Origin of the sequence: Stenotrophomonas sp. GD03877, from assembly GCF_029840555.1 — a bacterium.
Lineage (GTDB): Bacteria > Pseudomonadota > Gammaproteobacteria > Xanthomonadales > Xanthomonadaceae > Stenotrophomonas > Stenotrophomonas geniculata.
The window spans coordinates 50,218-65,593 of the sequence record NZ_JAOCCT010000022.1 but is presented as its reverse complement, the minus strand read 5'-3'; the positions used below and the strand labels follow the sequence as shown (position 1 = coordinate 65,593).

General features: G+C 66.2%; 16 protein-coding genes. 10 read left to right on the top strand and 6 right to left on the bottom strand.

The annotated features are described in order from the left end of the window. Positions 1-108: 108 nt before the first annotated feature. Positions 109-414 carry a hypothetical protein gene (locus tag N5D20_RS16130; protein WP_197579237.1) on the top strand — a complete coding sequence of 102 codons (306 nt, stop codon included), beginning with the start codon at positions 109-111 and terminating at the stop codon, positions 412-414. 43 nt (positions 415-457) lie between these two features. Here N5D20_RS16130 and N5D20_RS16125 read toward each other — a convergent pair whose 3' ends face one another. Further along, complete coding sequence (locus N5D20_RS16125; RefSeq protein ID WP_071306616.1) at positions 458-2,485, bottom strand: sodium-translocating pyrophosphatase; 2,028 nt, start codon at positions 2,483-2,485, stop codon at positions 458-460. A 309-nt stretch (positions 2,486-2,794) separates the two neighbouring features. Between N5D20_RS16125 and N5D20_RS16120 the strand changes: the two genes are divergently transcribed. Further along, entirely contained in the window at positions 2,795-3,298 is a 504-nt protein-coding gene (locus tag N5D20_RS16120) for a hypothetical protein (protein WP_010484000.1), read from the top strand. A gap of 69 nt (positions 3,299-3,367) precedes the next feature. Here N5D20_RS16120 and N5D20_RS16115 read toward each other — a convergent pair whose 3' ends face one another. The 3 genes from N5D20_RS16115 to N5D20_RS16105 form a co-directional block, all read right to left on the bottom strand. After that, positions 3,368-3,757 carry a DUF488 family protein gene (locus N5D20_RS16115; protein WP_197579236.1) on the bottom strand — a complete coding sequence of 130 codons (390 nt, stop codon included), beginning with the start codon at positions 3,755-3,757 and terminating at the stop codon, positions 3,368-3,370. A 121-nt stretch (positions 3,758-3,878) separates the two neighbouring features. Next, positions 3,879-4,673 (bottom strand): hypothetical protein, encoded by a 795-nt coding sequence (locus N5D20_RS16110; RefSeq protein ID WP_019338785.1) that lies wholly within the window; start codon positions 4,671-4,673, stop codon positions 3,879-3,881. 204 nt (positions 4,674-4,877) lie between these two features. Next, positions 4,878-6,134 carry a 6-phosphofructokinase gene (locus tag N5D20_RS16105; RefSeq protein ID WP_197579235.1) on the bottom strand — a complete coding sequence of 419 codons (1,257 nt, stop codon included), beginning with the start codon at positions 6,132-6,134 and terminating at the stop codon, positions 4,878-4,880. A gap of 136 nt (positions 6,135-6,270) precedes the next feature. On the opposite strand from N5D20_RS16105, the gene N5D20_RS16100 reads away from it, so the two are divergent. The 3 genes from N5D20_RS16100 to N5D20_RS16090 all read left to right on the top strand — a co-directional run bounded on the left by N5D20_RS16100 (position 6,271) and on the right by N5D20_RS16090 (position 9,102). Then, positions 6,271-6,834 (top strand): adenylate kinase, encoded by a 564-nt coding sequence (locus N5D20_RS16100; protein WP_010484004.1) that lies wholly within the window; start codon positions 6,271-6,273, stop codon positions 6,832-6,834. Positions 6,835-7,162: 328 nt separating this feature from the next. Further along, a complete protein-coding gene (mpl, locus tag N5D20_RS16095; protein ID WP_019338783.1) occupies positions 7,163-8,527 on the top strand; it encodes a UDP-N-acetylmuramate:L-alanyl-gamma-D-glutamyl-meso-diaminopimelate ligase in 1,365 nt (454 codons plus the stop codon). Then, complete coding sequence (locus tag N5D20_RS16090) at positions 8,524-9,102, top strand: LON peptidase substrate-binding domain-containing protein (protein WP_019338782.1); 579 nt, start codon at positions 8,524-8,526, stop codon at positions 9,100-9,102. The genes mpl and N5D20_RS16090 overlap by 4 nt, the downstream gene beginning before the upstream one ends. A 108-nt stretch (positions 9,103-9,210) precedes the next feature. Here N5D20_RS16090 and N5D20_RS16085 read toward each other — a convergent pair whose 3' ends face one another. After that, complete coding sequence (locus N5D20_RS16085; protein ID WP_197579234.1) at positions 9,211-11,208, bottom strand: bifunctional DedA family/phosphatase PAP2 family protein; 1,998 nt, start codon at positions 11,206-11,208, stop codon at positions 9,211-9,213. 85 nt (positions 11,209-11,293) lie between these two features. Between N5D20_RS16085 and N5D20_RS16080 the strand changes: the two genes are divergently transcribed. From N5D20_RS16080 to N5D20_RS16065, 4 genes are all read left to right on the top strand, one after another. Next, positions 11,294-11,956 carry a serine/threonine-protein kinase gene (locus N5D20_RS16080; protein ID WP_197579233.1) on the top strand — a complete coding sequence of 221 codons (663 nt, stop codon included), beginning with the start codon at positions 11,294-11,296 and terminating at the stop codon, positions 11,954-11,956. Then, positions 11,953-12,459 (top strand): DUF2867 domain-containing protein, encoded by a 507-nt coding sequence (locus tag N5D20_RS16075; protein WP_197579232.1) that lies wholly within the window; start codon positions 11,953-11,955, stop codon positions 12,457-12,459. The genes N5D20_RS16080 and N5D20_RS16075 overlap by 4 nt, the downstream gene beginning before the upstream one ends. 213 nt (positions 12,460-12,672) lie before the next feature. Beyond that, the gene (locus N5D20_RS16070) at positions 12,673-13,059 is read left to right on the top strand and encodes a hypothetical protein (protein ID WP_197579231.1); all 387 of its coding nucleotides are present in this window, start codon (positions 12,673-12,675) and stop codon (positions 13,057-13,059) included. Further along, entirely contained in the window at positions 13,059-13,562 is a 504-nt protein-coding gene (locus N5D20_RS16065) for a hypothetical protein (protein ID WP_057502931.1), read from the top strand. Before N5D20_RS16070 ends, N5D20_RS16065 begins: the two co-directional genes overlap by 1 nt. A 157-nt stretch (positions 13,563-13,719) precedes the next feature. Here N5D20_RS16065 and N5D20_RS16060 read toward each other — a convergent pair whose 3' ends face one another. Next, a complete protein-coding gene (locus N5D20_RS16060; RefSeq protein WP_019338777.1) occupies positions 13,720-14,403 on the bottom strand; it encodes a hypothetical protein in 684 nt (227 codons plus the stop codon). A 108-nt stretch (positions 14,404-14,511) separates the two neighbouring features. Here N5D20_RS16060 and N5D20_RS16055 point away from each other — a divergent pair, with 108 nt between their 5' ends. Next, positions 14,512-15,330 carry an NAD(P)-dependent oxidoreductase gene (locus N5D20_RS16055; protein WP_019338776.1) on the top strand — a complete coding sequence of 273 codons (819 nt, stop codon included), beginning with the start codon at positions 14,512-14,514 and terminating at the stop codon, positions 15,328-15,330. Positions 15,331-15,376: the final 46 nt, after the last annotated feature.

The window sequence follows — 15,376 nt, the reverse complement described above, 5'->3', positions numbered from 1 at the left end:
GGGTCGGATTCCTTTCCGCAGGAAAGGGCTCTGACCCCAACCGGAATTCAAGGCAGCGCGCAGGCGTTATGCTCGTGCGCGACCGGCAATGGAAGCGCGGAGGTTGGCATGACGACACGGGCGTTACGGGTGCTGGCCTGGTGCAGTGTGTTCCTGGCTGCATGCGTGGCCGTTCTTTCGCTGGCACCGTTCACGCCGGCGGTCATCCTGGCGTTGCCCTTGCTGGTATTCGCGGCCTTCTGCATCTGGCGTGGCACGTGGCTGCCCGGCGTACTCTGCGCGTGGCTGGGCTCGCTCGCCTTCATCGGCAGCCCGCTCAGCCTCTTCGATGGCTGGGACCGGCCGATCTACGCCTGCTGGATGATTGTCGTCGTGCTGCTTGTCATCCGGTGGATGAAGCGGTCGCGGCCGTAGCGTCGAGCTTGCTCGACGCTACAGGTTCACGCACGGCGTGGATCTACAACAGCGGCACCAGCAGCAACGCCACGATGTTGATGATCTTGATCAGCGGATTGATCGCCGGGCCGGCGGTGTCCTTGTACGGGTCACCGACGGTATCGCCGGTCACCGCGGCCTTGTGCGCTTCGCTCCCCTTGCCACCGAAGTGGCCGTCCTCGATGTACTTCTTGGCGTTGTCCCAGGCGCCGCCGCCGGTGGTCATCGAGATGGCAACGAACAGGCCGGTCACGATCGTGCCGATCAGCAGGCCGCCCAGTGCGCGCGGCCCAAGCAGCAGGCCGACCACCACCGGCACGGCGACCGGCAGCAGCGACGGCACGATCATTTCGCGGATCGCCGAACGGGTCAGCATGTCCACCGCTTTGTCGTACTGCGGCTTGCCGGTGCCCTGCATGATGCCGGGGATCTCGCGGAACTGGCGCCGCACTTCCTCTACCACCGCGCCGGCCGCACGACCGACCGCTTCCATCGCCATCGCACCGAACAGGTAGGGGATCAGGCCGCCGATCAGCAGGCCGATGATCACCGTGTGGTCGCTGAGATCGAAGCGGAACTCCTGGCCGGGATTGGCCGCCTGCAGGTTGTGGGTGTAATCGGCGAACAGCACCAGTGCGGCCAGTGCCGCCGAGCCGATCGCATAGCCCTTGGTCACCGCCTTGGTGGTGTTGCCCACCGCGTCCAGGGGATCGGTGATGTCGCGGATCTCCGAAGGCAGCTCGGCCATTTCGGCGATGCCGCCGGCGTTGTCGGTGATCGGTCCGTAGGCGTCGAGGGCGACGATCATGCCAGCCATCGACAGCATCGCGGTGGCGGCGATGGCGATGCCATACAGGCCGCCCAGCGCGAACGCGCCCCAGATCGCCGCACACACCGCCACCACCGGCAGCGCAGTGGACTTCATCGAGATGCCCAGGCCGGCGATGATGTTGGTGCCATGGCCGGTGGTCGAGGCCTGTGCCACGTGTTGGACCGGCTTGTACTGGGTACCGGTGTAGTACTCGGTGATCCACACGATCAGCCCGGTCAGGACCAGGCCGATCAGCGCGCAGCCGTACAGCGCCATCGGCCCATGCACGTTGTCGCCCATCAGCCCGGTGGTGATCGGGTAGAACGCGATCGCGGCCAGCACGCCGGAGACGATCACGCCCTTGTACAGCGCGCCCATGATCGAGCCGCCCGGCTTCACCTTGACGAACAGCGCACCGATGATCGAGGCGATGATCGACACACCGCCCAGCACCAGCGGATACAGCACGGCATTGGCGCCCGCCTCGGCCAGCATCAGGTTGCCCAGCAGCATGGTGGCGATGACGGTGACCGCATAGGTCTCGAACAGGTCGGCGGCCATGCCGGCGCAGTCGCCGACGTTGTCACCGACGTTGTCGGCGATCACCGCCGGGTTGCGTGGATCGTCTTCGGGAATACCGGCTTCGACCTTGCCGACCAGATCGGCGCCCACATCGGCGCCCTTGGTGAAGATGCCGCCGCCCAGACGCGCGAAGATCGAGATCAGCGACGAACCGAACGCCAGACCGACCAGCGCGTGCAGCGCCTGTTCCATCGGCAGGCCCATCCGCAGCAGCAATGCGTAGTAGCCGGCCACACCCAGCAGGCCCAGGCCGACCACCAGCATGCCGGTGATCGCACCGCCGCGGAAGGCGACGTCCATTGCGGCGCTGATGCCGTGGCGTGCAGCTTCGGCAGTGCGCACGTTGGCGCGTACCGACACGTTCATGCCGATGTAGCCGGCCGCGCCGGACAGCACCGCGCCGACCGCGAAGCCGATCGCGGTGTACCAGCTGAGGAACACACCGACCAGCACGAACAGCACCACGCCGGCCACGCCGATGGTCAGGTACTGGCGGTTGAGGTAGGCACGCGCACCTTCCTGGATCGCGGTGGCGATCGCGACCATGCGTTCATTGCCGGTGGGTTGGCGCAGGATCCAGCGCGCCGAGACGATTCCGAACAGGATCGCGAGAATGGCGCAGCCCAGCGCCAATGAAAGCCCGTGACGTTCCAGCATTAGACCCCTCCGCAGAATGGATGTAGGCATCCAGTGGCGATGAACGGCACCACGAGGGGGACGACGGGCTGCAGCCTGGAACCAACCCGTACCGACCTTGGTGGTCGTCCGACGTATGGCGGTGTTCAGCATTCCCTGGTGCCCGCAGTATGCGTTCGGCGCACTGTAGAGTCGAGCCAGTGCTCGACTGGCTCCTGCGAGCCGCGGCGCATGGCGCCGGGCCAGGGGCAAGATTCGAGAGCCGCAGGCCTTTGCACCCCGTTAAGCCAGCCTCTGCAAGCCTGCGCACAGTCCCGTAGGAGATTCCCCATGCGCCTGTCCCTGTTGATGCTTGCCGCCCTGGTCCCGGCCGTACCGGCACTCGCCGCGGAAACCCCGGAGCTGCAGCGCGCCGTGGGCGCTCCCCAGGCAGTGGGCGCAGTGCACACCCTGCGGCAGATCCCCGAGGCCTGCGCGCGCCTGGAAGGTGCCTTCACCGGCCAGGCGGCCGAGCCGTACCGCTTTGCGCCGGTGCGGACCAGCGAGCAGTGCCAGCCACGCGCGCGCTTCGTCGACTACGCCAAGGCACAGCCAAGTGCCGACAAGGGCTGGAAGCTCAATGATGTGATCCGCGTGCCCAGCGCAGCATGCCCGGCACAGCAGGCGGTGGTGCGCGTGTGGCGACTGCCGTCAAGCAACAAGGTCGAGCTGGACGGTCAGGGCCAGTCGCGCATCTATCTGGAAGAGGCCAAGAAGCAGGCCGCGGCCGGCCAGATTCCGCAGGTGACCATGTTCGCCGCGCAGCTGCAGATGGAAGGCAAGGCCTGCAATTGAAGTTGCGTGGGCGGTGCACCCACGCAGTCATCCCCCGGTAGTGCCGGCCGCTGGCCGGCATCTGGGGGATCACTCCGCCAGCATTGCTCCCCGCACTACCAGCAACTCGCGCAATGCCTTGCGATGGCAATGCGCTTCATCCTCGCAGTAGCACCCTACGCTGATGTCGCTGTGCCGTGACATCGCGGCCAGCAGGTCCAGCGCGTGGGCCGCATCCGGCGCCCTCATCTCGGCCTTGTAGTGGCGGAAGAACGCAGTCCAGTCGGCGGCCGACTTCGCCTCATGCGCCTGCTTCACCAGCTCGGCGCTGGGTGACAGGGTCGGGAACCAGACGTCATACCAGTCCTGCCGGGCGAACTCGCTGCGCGGCACGCCACGCGGCGGGCGCCGCACGGTACCGATACGCAGCCCCTCGCTGGGGTGGCGCGGCATACCCAGTCGAACAACACGCAATGCCATGATGATCTCCAGGCGGCGCATCCATCATCCAGCGATGCACGTGCGCCAGGCGTGAACCGCTGTGGAAACGAAAAGGCCCGGGCGCCTGCGCACCCGGGCCTTTTCCAATGCCGGCAGCGGATCAGTTGCCGCGGCAGTCCTTCAGCCACAGCACACGACCAATCTGGTCGTAGCTGTCGACCACGCCGGTCAGCGTCACTTTCTCGCGCGGGCGCAGGGCCAGCGCATACGCGGCCTGGTTGGCTGCGAACGAGCAGGAAATGGCCACACGCTCAAAGTCGATGCTGCCATCGCTGGGCAGGTCGAAGCTGGTGTTGTAGGTGCCGCCACTGCGCAGCACGGTGGTGATGCGACCGGTGATGGCGTAGGTCTTGCCCTTGTAGCGCGGCTCGACCGCGGCCGGGTTGTCCTTGTTCTGGTTGCGCAGCTGGAAGCCGAAGCGGTCGGCGGCAATCGTTACCACCGACGCCTGCGGAGTGGCCTTGGCTGCCTGTTCGCCAGCCTTGCCCGGCTTGATCTGGTTGAGCAGCTTGCACATTTCTTCACGCACGCCATCGGCCGAGGCAATGGCGCCCTTGTTGACCTTCACCACCATGCCGACGGTGCCCTGGCCGCCTTCGGAAGTGGCGCTGATGATCATCGGGATCGGCTTGTGGGCCATGGATTCCGGCTCTTCGATCAGCATCGAGCCGCCTTCCACGTCCTCGCTGAGGACGTCCATGTTGGCGTTCTTGGCGATCACCCGCATCTGGCCGATGGCACTCGCCACGGTCAGGTCCGGATGGGTGACCGATGAAGTGAAGGTCGTGCCGACGAAGGGATTGCCCTTCTTCTGGAAGTTGCTTTCGCAGGTCGCAGCGAAGGCGGGTGCGGCAGCACCGCACAGCAGCGCGGCGATCAGGATCGGGTGCTTCATGGTTACAGTCCTTGTGAAATGGCAGCACAGGCCCAGGCCAGGTGGCCGGGCAGCGTCGAATCTGGCTTGCGGCGGCCCCTTTGCCCCGGGCCGGAGCCCGATTGTGGGGTGCTTCGGTGGTCGCTGCAATGTGCCCTGCGCTCCGCACAGGGCTCAGCACAGAGGGGCGTATACGACTTAATCCCCTCCGTCCCCTTTTTCGGCTCAGCCTTCGAAGGCCGGCAGCTTCTGCTTCACCGCCACGTTCTTGAGGGTGACGTACTTGGGCAGTCCATCGGTGCCATACGGCAGCGGGGCTTCGCCCTTGATCAGCGGCGACAGGTAGGCGCGCGCTTTGGCGGTGATACCGAAGCCGTCGCGGCGGATGAAGCCGGCGGGCATCTTCTTTTCATGGTTGGCGATCTTCGACAGCGGCGCCGCTTCGATCTTCCAGCGGTACGGTGCGTCGCTGCTGCGCACGATCACCGGCATCACGCCGTTCTGGCCCTTCAGCGCCAGCTGCACCGCGGCCTTGCCGACCGCCTGCGCCTGCTCCCAGTCGGTCTTGCTGGCCAGGTGGCGGGCCGAGCGCTGCAGGTAATCGGGCAGCGCCCAATGGACCTTCAGGCCCAGCTGGTCCTTGACCCGGCGGGCCAGGTGCGCGGCCACGCCGCCCAACTGCGAGTGCCCGAACGAGTCCTTGCCGCCACCGGCGTCGGCGACGAAGCGGCCATCGGCGGTGGCGATGCCTTCCGACGCCACCACCACGCAGTAGCCGACGCGGTCGACCACGGCCTTGACCTTGGCCAGGAACGCCGCCTCGTCATAGGCGCGTTCGGGCAGCAGGATGATGTGCGGCGCTTCGTCATCGCCGTTGCCGGCAAGGCCGGCGGCCGCAGCCAGCCAGCCCGCATGGCGGCCCATGGCCTCGTAGATGAAAACGCGGGTGGAGGTCTCGGCCATCGCCGCCACGTCCAGCGCCGCTTCGCGCACCGAGACGGCGGTGTACTTGGCCGCCGAGCCGAAGCCGGGGCAGGTGTCGGTCACTGCCAGGTCGTTGTCGATGGTCTTGGGCACGCCGATGCAGGTCAGGTCGTAGCCGGAGGCCTTGGCCAGCTGCGAGACCTTCAGTGCGGTATCGGCCGAGTCGTTGCCGCCGTTGTAGAGGAACCAGCGAACGTCGTGCGCGCGCAGCACCTCCAGCAGGCGGTCGTAGCGGGCGCGGTCGGCGTCCAGCGATTTCAGCTTCACCCGGCACGAGCCGAAGGCGCCACCCGGGGTATGGGCCAGGGCGCGGATCGCGGCGGCGCTCTCCTTGCTGGTGTCGATCAGCTCCTCGCGCAGCGCGCCGAGGATGCCGTTGCGGGCGGCAAGGACCTTGATGCCCTTGGCCCGGGCCTGCTCGATCACCGCTGCCGCCGTGGCATTGATGACCGCGGTGACACCGCCGGACTGGGCGTAGAGGAGAGTACCGTTGCGCATGCTTCTACCTGCTCGGGGGAGGGGACATTGCAGGGACATTACCCGGATGCGGTAAAGTGGCGCTATTGCGGTGCAGCGATACCGGTCCGTCCGGGACGCGAACCTTCTTTGTTTTCAACACGTTGGAGTCAGGTCAATGCGATTGGTTCTGTTGGGACCGCCCGGTTCGGGCAAGGGGACACAGGCGACGCGCCTGAAGGAAAAGCTGGGGATCGCCCACATTTCGACCGGTGACATGCTGCGCGCGGAAATCGCCGCCGGCACGGAGCTGGGCAAGCAGGCCAAGACGGTGATGGATGCCGGCAACCTGGTGTCGGACGACATCCTGCTGGGCATGCTGGAGTCGCGCCTGACCCAGGCCGATGTCGCCAAGGGCTTCATCCTCGATGGCTACCCGCGCAATGTGGCCCAGGCCAATGCGATGGACGGCCTGCTGGCCAAGATCGGCCAGCCGCTGGATGCCGTGGTGCAGCTGGACGTGGCCACCGAGCTGCTGGTCGACCGCATCGCCGGTCGCGCCAAGGAGCAGGGCCGCGCCGATGACACGCCGGAAGCGGTGCGCCAGCGCCTGCAGGTCTACAACGACCAGACTGCCCCCGTGGTGGACTTCTACGCCGGCCGTGGCACCCTGGCCCGCGTCGATGGCGTCGGCGAGCTGGACGAGATCGAAGCCCGCATCCTGGCGGCGATCAAGGGTTGATCCTGCAGGGCCGGTGCACTGCCGGCCCTTCGGGCGCAAAAAACACAGGCCTGGTCCGCGAGGACCAGGCCTGTGTCGTTTGATAGGCGCCAGCAGAGGGCTTGCTCAGGGCCCCGCAGCATGAGCTCCCTTGGGGATGGCCTCTTGGGGAGTAGGACCGGTTCGGGTACTGCGGCTGGCAGTTCGAATTGTGTCCGGGTTCACAGAACATCGCTATCGGGATTTCCCTGACAGAAGATTGGAGTTTTCTCACATCCTGTGTAGGACTTGTCTTACCCCGGATCGGACATTGGCCCTATACAGCCGTCATCGGTCACAATCCTCGGTCATGAGCAGCGTACATATCCTTGCAATCGCCGGCACCTTCATGGGCGGCGTGGCCGCCCTGGCGCGGGAACTGGGCCATACGGTCAGTGGCAGCGACCAGGCCATCTATCCGCCGATGTCGACCCAGCTCGAGCAGCTGGGTATCACCCTGGACCAGGGCTACCGCGCCGACAGCGTGCCACCGGGCACCGACGAGGTGGTGATCGGCAACGCACTCTCGCGCGGCAATGCCGCCGTTGAGGCCGTGCTCGACGCCGGCCAGCGCTACATTTCCGGTGCCCAGTGGCTGTCGGAACAGGTGCTGCCGGGCCGCGACACGCTGGCCGTGGCCGGTACCCACGGCAAGACCACCACTACCACCATCCTCACCTGGCTGCTGGAAAGCGCCGGTCGTTCTCCCGGTTTCCTGATCGGCGGCGTCGCCGAGGATTTCGGCGTCTCCGCCCGCCTGGGCCAGGGCCGCGAGTTCGTGGTCGAGGCCGACGAGTACGACACCGCATTCTTCGACAAGCGCAGCAAGTTCGTGCACTACCGGCCGCTGGTGGCCATCCTCAACAACCTTGAATACGACCACGCCGACATCTTCCCGGACGTGGCCGCGATCCAGCGCCAGTTCCACCACTTGGTGCGCACGGTGCCGGCGCGTGGCCGACTGATCGTCAATGGCGAGGATCAGCATCTGGCCGAAGTGCTGGCGATGGGCTGCTGGACCCCGATCGAGCGCTTCGGCTTCGATCCATCGCTGGAGTGGCATGCGGAACTGCTGGCTGCCGATGGCAGCGCGTTCCGCGTGCACCATCGCGGGCAGGCGCTGGGCGACGTGCAGTGGTCGTTGCTGGGACGCCACAACGTCCTCAACGGCCTGGCGGCGCTGGCAGCCGCACATGCGGTGGGTGTCGCGCCGGCCGAGGTGATCCCGGCGCTGGCGCGCTTCCGCAGCGTCAAGCGGCGCATGGAAGTGATCGGCAGCCACGAGGGCATCACCGTCTACGACGATTTCGCCCACCACCCGACCGCAATCGCCACCACGCTGGAAGGGCTGCGCGCCAAGGTGGGCGATGCGCGCATCGTGGTCGCGATGGAGCCGCGCAGCAATTCGATGCGGCTGGGCGCACACGCGCAGGCGCTGGCACCCTCGCTGGCGCTGGCCGATGAAGTGGTGTTCCTGCATCGCCCGGAACTGGCCTGGGATGCTGCTGCGGTGATCGCCGCAGTGCGTGGCGAAGCGCACGCGGTGCCCGATACCGACGCGCTGCTGGCGCAATTGCAGGCCAGCGCGCGCAGGGGTGACCACGTGGTGTTCATGTCCAACGGTGGCTTCGACGGCGCACCGCGCCGCTTCCTTGCCGCGCTGCAGGCCCGATGAGCGTCGACGGTTCGCTGCCGCTGTTTCCGCTGCACACCACGCTGGTGCCGGGTGCGGCGGTGGGCCTGCGCGTGTTCGAGCGGCGCTACCTGGATCTGGTGCGCGACAGCGGCCGCAGTGGTGAGGGCTTTGGTGTCTGCCTGATCCTCGACGGCCAGGAAGTGGGAGCCCCGGCAACGCCGGCCGCGTATGGCGTGCAGGTACGCATCGAAGACTTCGATGTCGGCGCCGACGGCGTGCTGCAGTTGCGTCTGCGCGGCACCCGCCGCTTCCATGTCGAGCGCACCCGTGTGCGCGACAACGGGCTGGTGGTGGCCGATGTGCGCTGGTGCGAGGAAGACCCCGACGACGAACTGCGGCCGCAGCATGCGCTGCTGGCCACGGTGCTGGGGCACATCATCGAACAGGCGGGTGAAGCCTATGCACCGGCCAACCCGGCGTTGCTGGACCAGGCCAGCTGGGTCGGCTGGCGGCTGGCCGAGCTGCTGCCGCTGAGTGAGCAGCAGCGCCTGCAGCTGTTGCAGATGGATGATCCGCACCAGCGACTGCAGCAGTTGCTGGGCTGGATGCCGTAACAGCCTGCCCCGGGTGGGTGTGCACCTTGGTGCACACGCTGGGGTATGCGGGGAATGCCATCCACGCATGGCGTGGCTCTACAGTGGGTGGCCGCGCACCGGTACCGGTCAGGGCGTGGTGGTCTTCAACCGCAGCACCGGCAACCCGGTTTCGCTGTGCACATCCTCGCGCTGCGGCAGGTCCTGCACGGCGTCCTTCACGGCATTCAATGCCGGGTCGACGCCACGCAACGGGTGCCACATGCCGATCCATTCGAAGTGGCGCTCGTAGCGCAGGGTCTGCGCGCTGCCCAGCCACAGCGGCGTGCTGCCCGGCTGCAGCTGCGCGGGCGCCGGCCACAGGCGCAGCACATAGCGCTCATCCGGCTGCGCGCCCTGGCGCACCATCAGCAGTGCTTCCACGCGGGTGTCCAGCGTGGCCGGCAGCACCGGTAGTTCGTCGGCGCCGGTGTTCTTGTCCAGCATCAGCAGCGCCTGTTGCCAGCCCGCCTGTTCCTGCCGCTTCCAGCCGCGTGCTTCCAGCTGCGCCTGCAGCGGTGCCAGCGGCCCGGCCACCTGCACGTCCAGCGGCCAGCGCTGGTCGTCGTCGAACTCATTGCGGCGCGCCGGCAGCGTCACCCAGTCGTGCTGCCACCAGGCCTGCATGTCCATCGCCTGTGGTGCCGGCAGGGTCGGTTCGAAGCGTTCCAGCTTCACCGGGATGTTGCGCGGCGCATAGCACATGGCCGCCACGGCGAAGACGCCGTAGAACAGCCACGCCACCGGCTTCACCCAGAACGAGCGGTTGAAGCGGCGGCGGTAGGCGATGCCCAGCACCAGCAGCCAGAACGTGCCGAACAGCATGCCGCCGACCACATCGCTCAGCCAATGCGCGCCCAGGTACAGGCGCGAGAAGCCGATCAGGCTGACCACGATGCCCGACACCAGGTACGGCCAGACGCGGGTGCGGCCGGGCATCTCACGCGCGATCAGCACTGCGAAGAAGCCGAAGGTGATGGTGGCCATGGTCACCGACACCGAGGGGAAGCCGAAGCCGCTGCTGGCGTCGACCGGGCGCACCACATCCACGGTGGCACCGAGCAGCATGGTCAGCGCCAGGCCGAAGGCGAGGGCGGCCAGCCAATGTGCGGCCGCCATCCAGCGCCGGCGCCAGATCAGGTAGCCCATCGCTGCAGCGGTGGCCGGCAGCAGGACCTGCCAGGCGCCCAGCGACGCCAGCGCGGCCATCGGGTAATCGGCCAGCGGGTTGCGCAGCGCCAGCATGGCCTGGTGCACCAGCAGGTCGATCGCCAGCGGCTTGCCGTGCGCGACCACCACGGTCAGCAATGCGAACCAGCCCCAGCCCAGTACCAGCAGCATCAACGCCAGCATCGCCAGCGGCACCGATTCACGGCGCTTGGGATCAAGCACGCCGACGGTATAGCGGCCCAGCGTCGGGTGGCGGTTGGACCAGTCCAGCAGGCGTGCCAGCCAGTTGTCCATGCGCGCGGCCGACCAGCGGTAGCCGTACAGCACGATGGCCCAGACCAGGCCAAGGATCACCGCCAGCAGGCCGACCACCACCACCAGTCGCCCGGCCACGGCGGCTACCGCGTCATACGCCTCACCGAGGATCCAGCCCGGGGCCAGGAACAGTACCGCCCAGGAGATGCTGGCGATGCCGCTGGCCTGCACGTAGCGGCTGGCCGGCATCTTCATCATGCCGGCGATGGCCGGCACGAATGGGCGGATCGCGCCGACGTAGCGTGCGATCAGGATGCTTTTGAAGGCGTTGCGGCGGAACAGGTTCTCGCCGCGGTCGAGCAGCTGCGGGTAGCGGCTGAACGGCCACACGCCACGCAGCCGGTCGCCCCAGCGGCGGCCGATCCAGTAACTGATGCCGTCACCGGCGAACGCGCCCAGGGCTGCCGCCGCCACCGCGTACGGCCCGGAGATCTGGCCCAGGCCGATGAACACGCCCACCGCGAACAGCAACGGAAGCGCCGGCACGATCGCGCCGAGAATGATGACCGCATCGCAGAAGGCGATCAGAAAAATGACCGCACCCGCCAACACGGGATGAGCGGCAATCCACGCGAGGGTGGCGTCGATCCATGAAGAGTCCATTGCCCGATTATAGGGGCGTGAAGGTGACTGGTTCCCAGCCGCTTCGTGACCGTTTGCAACCAGTGCCATCGCCTAGAATGGGCCCATGCCGCATACGCCCGACGCTCAACCGCATGCTTTGAAGGCCGACAGCTTCGGCCGGATCCTCCTTGTGAAAGGGCCTGATGGCCCCTTCGTGCGCCGTGATCTGGGCGCCACGCCGCTGTGGTTGCGGCTGCCTGCGTGGTGGCTGGCCCGCCGTGAAGCCCGCGCGCTGAAGCACATTCACGGCATGGCCGACGTACCGCAGCTGCTGGCCTGGAATGGCCATCACCTGGATCGCAGCTTCATGGCCGGCGACGCCATGTACCAGCGCCCGCCGCGCGGCGACCTGGCCTGGTTCCGCGCCGCGCGCCGGTTGCTGCAGCAGCTGCATCGCAACGGCGTGGCCCACAACGATCTGGCCAAGGAAGCCAACTGGCTGGTCACTGAAGATGGACGGCCGGCGCTGATCGACTTCCAGCTGGCGGTGATCGGCAAGCCGCGCTCGCGCTGGATGCGGCTGCTGGCGCGCGAGGACCTGCGCCACCTGCTCAAGCACAAGCGCATGTACTGCCGTGAATTGCTTACGCCGGTGGAGAAGCGGTTGCTCAAGCGCACCTCGTGGGTGCGCGAACTGTGGTTTGCTACCGGCAAGCCGGTCTACCGCTTCGTCACCCGCCGCATCCTGCATTGGGAAGACAACGAAGGGCAGGGGCCCAAGCCGTGAAGGTATCGCGGGTAGTGACCGGCCCGCCGAGTGCTTGCAGCGTCCTGCGCCCACAACTGGCTGGCTCCGACTTCGTGCACGCCTGTCAGGCGACGACCCGTCGTGATGGGCGCTCGGCCTTGCAGGCCTACCGCGACATGGCGGCGACCATTCCCGGCTGGTTCGATGGGCTGATGGCGCTGCGCAACCACGGCATGCGCCTGCTCGGCATGAAGCATCTGGGCTCGTTGCGGGCGGTGCAGGTTGTCGAAGATCCTCAACCCGGCCAGCGGCTGGGCATCTTCACCCTGCAGTCGATGGATGACGATGCCATCGTGCTGGAGGACAACGACCGCCACTTGCGTGTGCAGCTGGCCCTGCAGTGGCAGGGCGACGTGCTGGAAGTGGCGACCGTGGTGCATACGCACAACGCGTTCGGGCGTGTATACATGCTGCCGGTTGCGCCGTTGCATCGGCTGATCGTGCCGCATCTGCTGGAGAAGCAGGTGCAGTTGTACCGGTAGATCCACGCCATGCGTGGATGCTGTTCGCAGTTCGATGATTGCACGTAGGCGCCAGGTAATTGGCGCTGAAAATACCTTTCATCTGCCCGTGGCACTCACTTAGAATCGAGAGCAAGAGAGTCGCATGGAAGCGTCGTCGCGCCGCCTTGGCGCGGGCTCGCATGCGGACGCGAGGGGAATGCTGTGAGTCGATTTTCTACTTGGCAGTACCGCGTGATTGCGGTACTGATGCTGTGTGTGGGTGCGGGAACGGTCTCGGCGGTCCAGCCGTATCAGGAGTATCGCAAGCTCATCGAGTCCGCACAGAATCTGACTGCGCTGAAGGACGATCTCTTTGGTGAGAGTGTCAGCCTCTACAACGGCAAGACCGAATTTGCCGTGACCGATGTCAGCCTTCCCGGCAACAACGCACTGCCTGTGCAGATGCGGCGTCGCTTCAGTGTCGAGATGGATCTGGTGGGGGCTGGAAACTTCAACGCCAACACTGCCGGCGTCAGTACGTACACTCAGACGATGAGAGGAGGGGCGCAGGTTTGGGTTCATGTGCGGAACGGTGGGATAGTCAACGCAGACGTTAATCCCGCCGGAAAGGTGGGGTGATGATTGATTCTGATGAATTGGCTGATGTGACCAAAACTATTGCTTGGTACAAGAGCAATTTCTTCGAAGGCTGTGAAGAGGGCTTTATTGCAGACTTCATGGTTTTTTGTTGGCAGGCGGTTGATCCCGGTCGCGTCGCTTCCCTGGATTTGGATGACGAAACTGTAGATGCATGCGCCAATATGCTCTCTGAGTTGAAGCTCTTCGTTGATGAGAAGCACGGGAAATGGGGGGTCTCTGCTTTCTGGAGGCGCTACATCGATTGGGCGGATTACGCCATAGATTTTCCGCTTGATGAGTGCAGGCGATTTATGCGGGAGACTGTTGGTTATCTTGAGCCCTCATTCTTCATATTTACGGCCACCGGTGGTGCCGAGATGAGGTCCGAAGCAATGGCGATTTTTGCCGAGTACTCACAGTCCGGCAAAGCGCGGGCTACCTATGTTAGATCGGTAATTGGAAGCCGGTTGGCGACTGAATCATTCTATCGACGATCCCTTTGATTCTCTCCGTCGCGAAATACGAGGCGCTGCCGCTCTGGTCGTCGTTCGGCTTTTGGTCAGGGGAAAGCCCATATCCATGGTCCGCTCAGTCGATGTCGCCGGGCAAGGCCCGGCGCTACCACAGCATCGCGACGCTCAACGCTCAACGCTCAACGCCTTACGGCGTCGCCGGCACCACCTGCTGGCCAATGAAGTTGCGCTTGGCGTCGAAGTCATAGGCAATCTGCAACTGCCCCACATCCGGGCAGGCGTGGCAGTCGCGCAGCGGCGTGCGGTACAGCAAACGGATGCCACCGTTCTCCAGCGGCGAGGCGCCGGCCGACTGCGCCGGTGCGAACGGCGTGGCTTGCGGGTTGGCCTTCAGCAGTTCCTGCACAGTGGGGTCGGCACGCAGGGTGTCGTCCAACTGCACGGCATCCACATCGATGCGCTTGCCGCTGGCATCAACCAGACGGGTACCTTCATTGGTGTTGGCGCGGAACGGATACTCGACCGTGGCAATGCCCAGTCCTTCGTTCTCGTGCCAGGCGGTCACATAGGCCAACTCACCGCCGGTGGACAACTGCTCGGCGGCGGTGATGGCCTCGGCACTGGCGCCACCGGCGCGCATCGCGTCGCGAAGGCAATCCCGGGTGGCCGCATTCTCGCCCTGGCGGCAGGCGTTGAGGTCGCCATCCCAGACCACCGCCTCGCTCCAGCGCATCTTGCCGTCGGCGGCGGCCTTCTCCGCACTGGGCGCGTCACCGGCGGGCGGCTCCTTTCCGGGTTCCGGCGAACGGCCCTGGCAGGCGGTCAGCAGGGCAAGCCCCAGGGCAGGCAGCAACAGGCGGGAACGGCGCATGGCGTGGACCTCGTGCGTTGTCTGGAGGCCCGAGTATCGTCAAGGGCGGGTGAACTCCGCGTCGGCGCGGCATACTAGCGGCTCATTGCATACGCTGGAGTGTGGAACGTGGGCAGTCTGCAGGGCAAAACGCTTTTCATCACCGGTGCCTCGCGTGGCATCGGCCTGGCCATCGCACTGCGCGCTGCGCGCGACGGCGCCAATGTGGCCATTGCGGCCAAGTCGTCGGTGCCGAATCCGAAGCTGCCGGGCACCATCCACACCGCCGCCGAAGCGGTGACGGCTGCAGGCGGGCAGGGCCTGGCGCTGAAGTGCGACATCCGCGAGGAAGAGCAGGTGCAGGCGGCGGTGGCGGCCACGGTCGACACCTTCGGTGGCATCGACATCCTGATCAACAACGCCAGCGCGATCTGGCTGCGCGGCACGCTGGATACGCCGATGAAGCGTTTCGACCTGATGCAGCAGGTCAATGCGCGCGGCAGTTTCCTGTGTGCGCAGGCCTGCCTGCCGTACCTGCTGCAGGCGCCGAACCCGCACATCCTGACCCTGGCACCGCCGCCGAGCCTGGAGCCAAAGTGGTGGGGCGCACATACCGGCTACACGCTGGCAAAGATGGGCATGAGCTTCGTCACCCTGGGCCTGGCCGCGGAATTCGGCCCGCAGGGCGTGGCGGTGAACGCGTTGTGGCCGCGCACGGTGATCGCCACCGATGCGATCAACATGATTCCGGGCGTGGATGCGGCCGGTTGCCGCACGCCGCAGATCATGGCCGACGCCGCACACGCGGTACTGGTGCGCGAAGCGGCGGGCTTCCACGGCCAGTTCCTGATCGACGATGAAGTGCTGGCGCAGGCCGGTATCACCGATCTTTCGGGCTATGCGGTGGATCCGTCGCGTCCGTTGTTGCCGGATCTGTTCCTGGATTGACCACGCGTCGCTGGAAGAGGCCGAGGGCTGCGACCCTCGGCCTGCT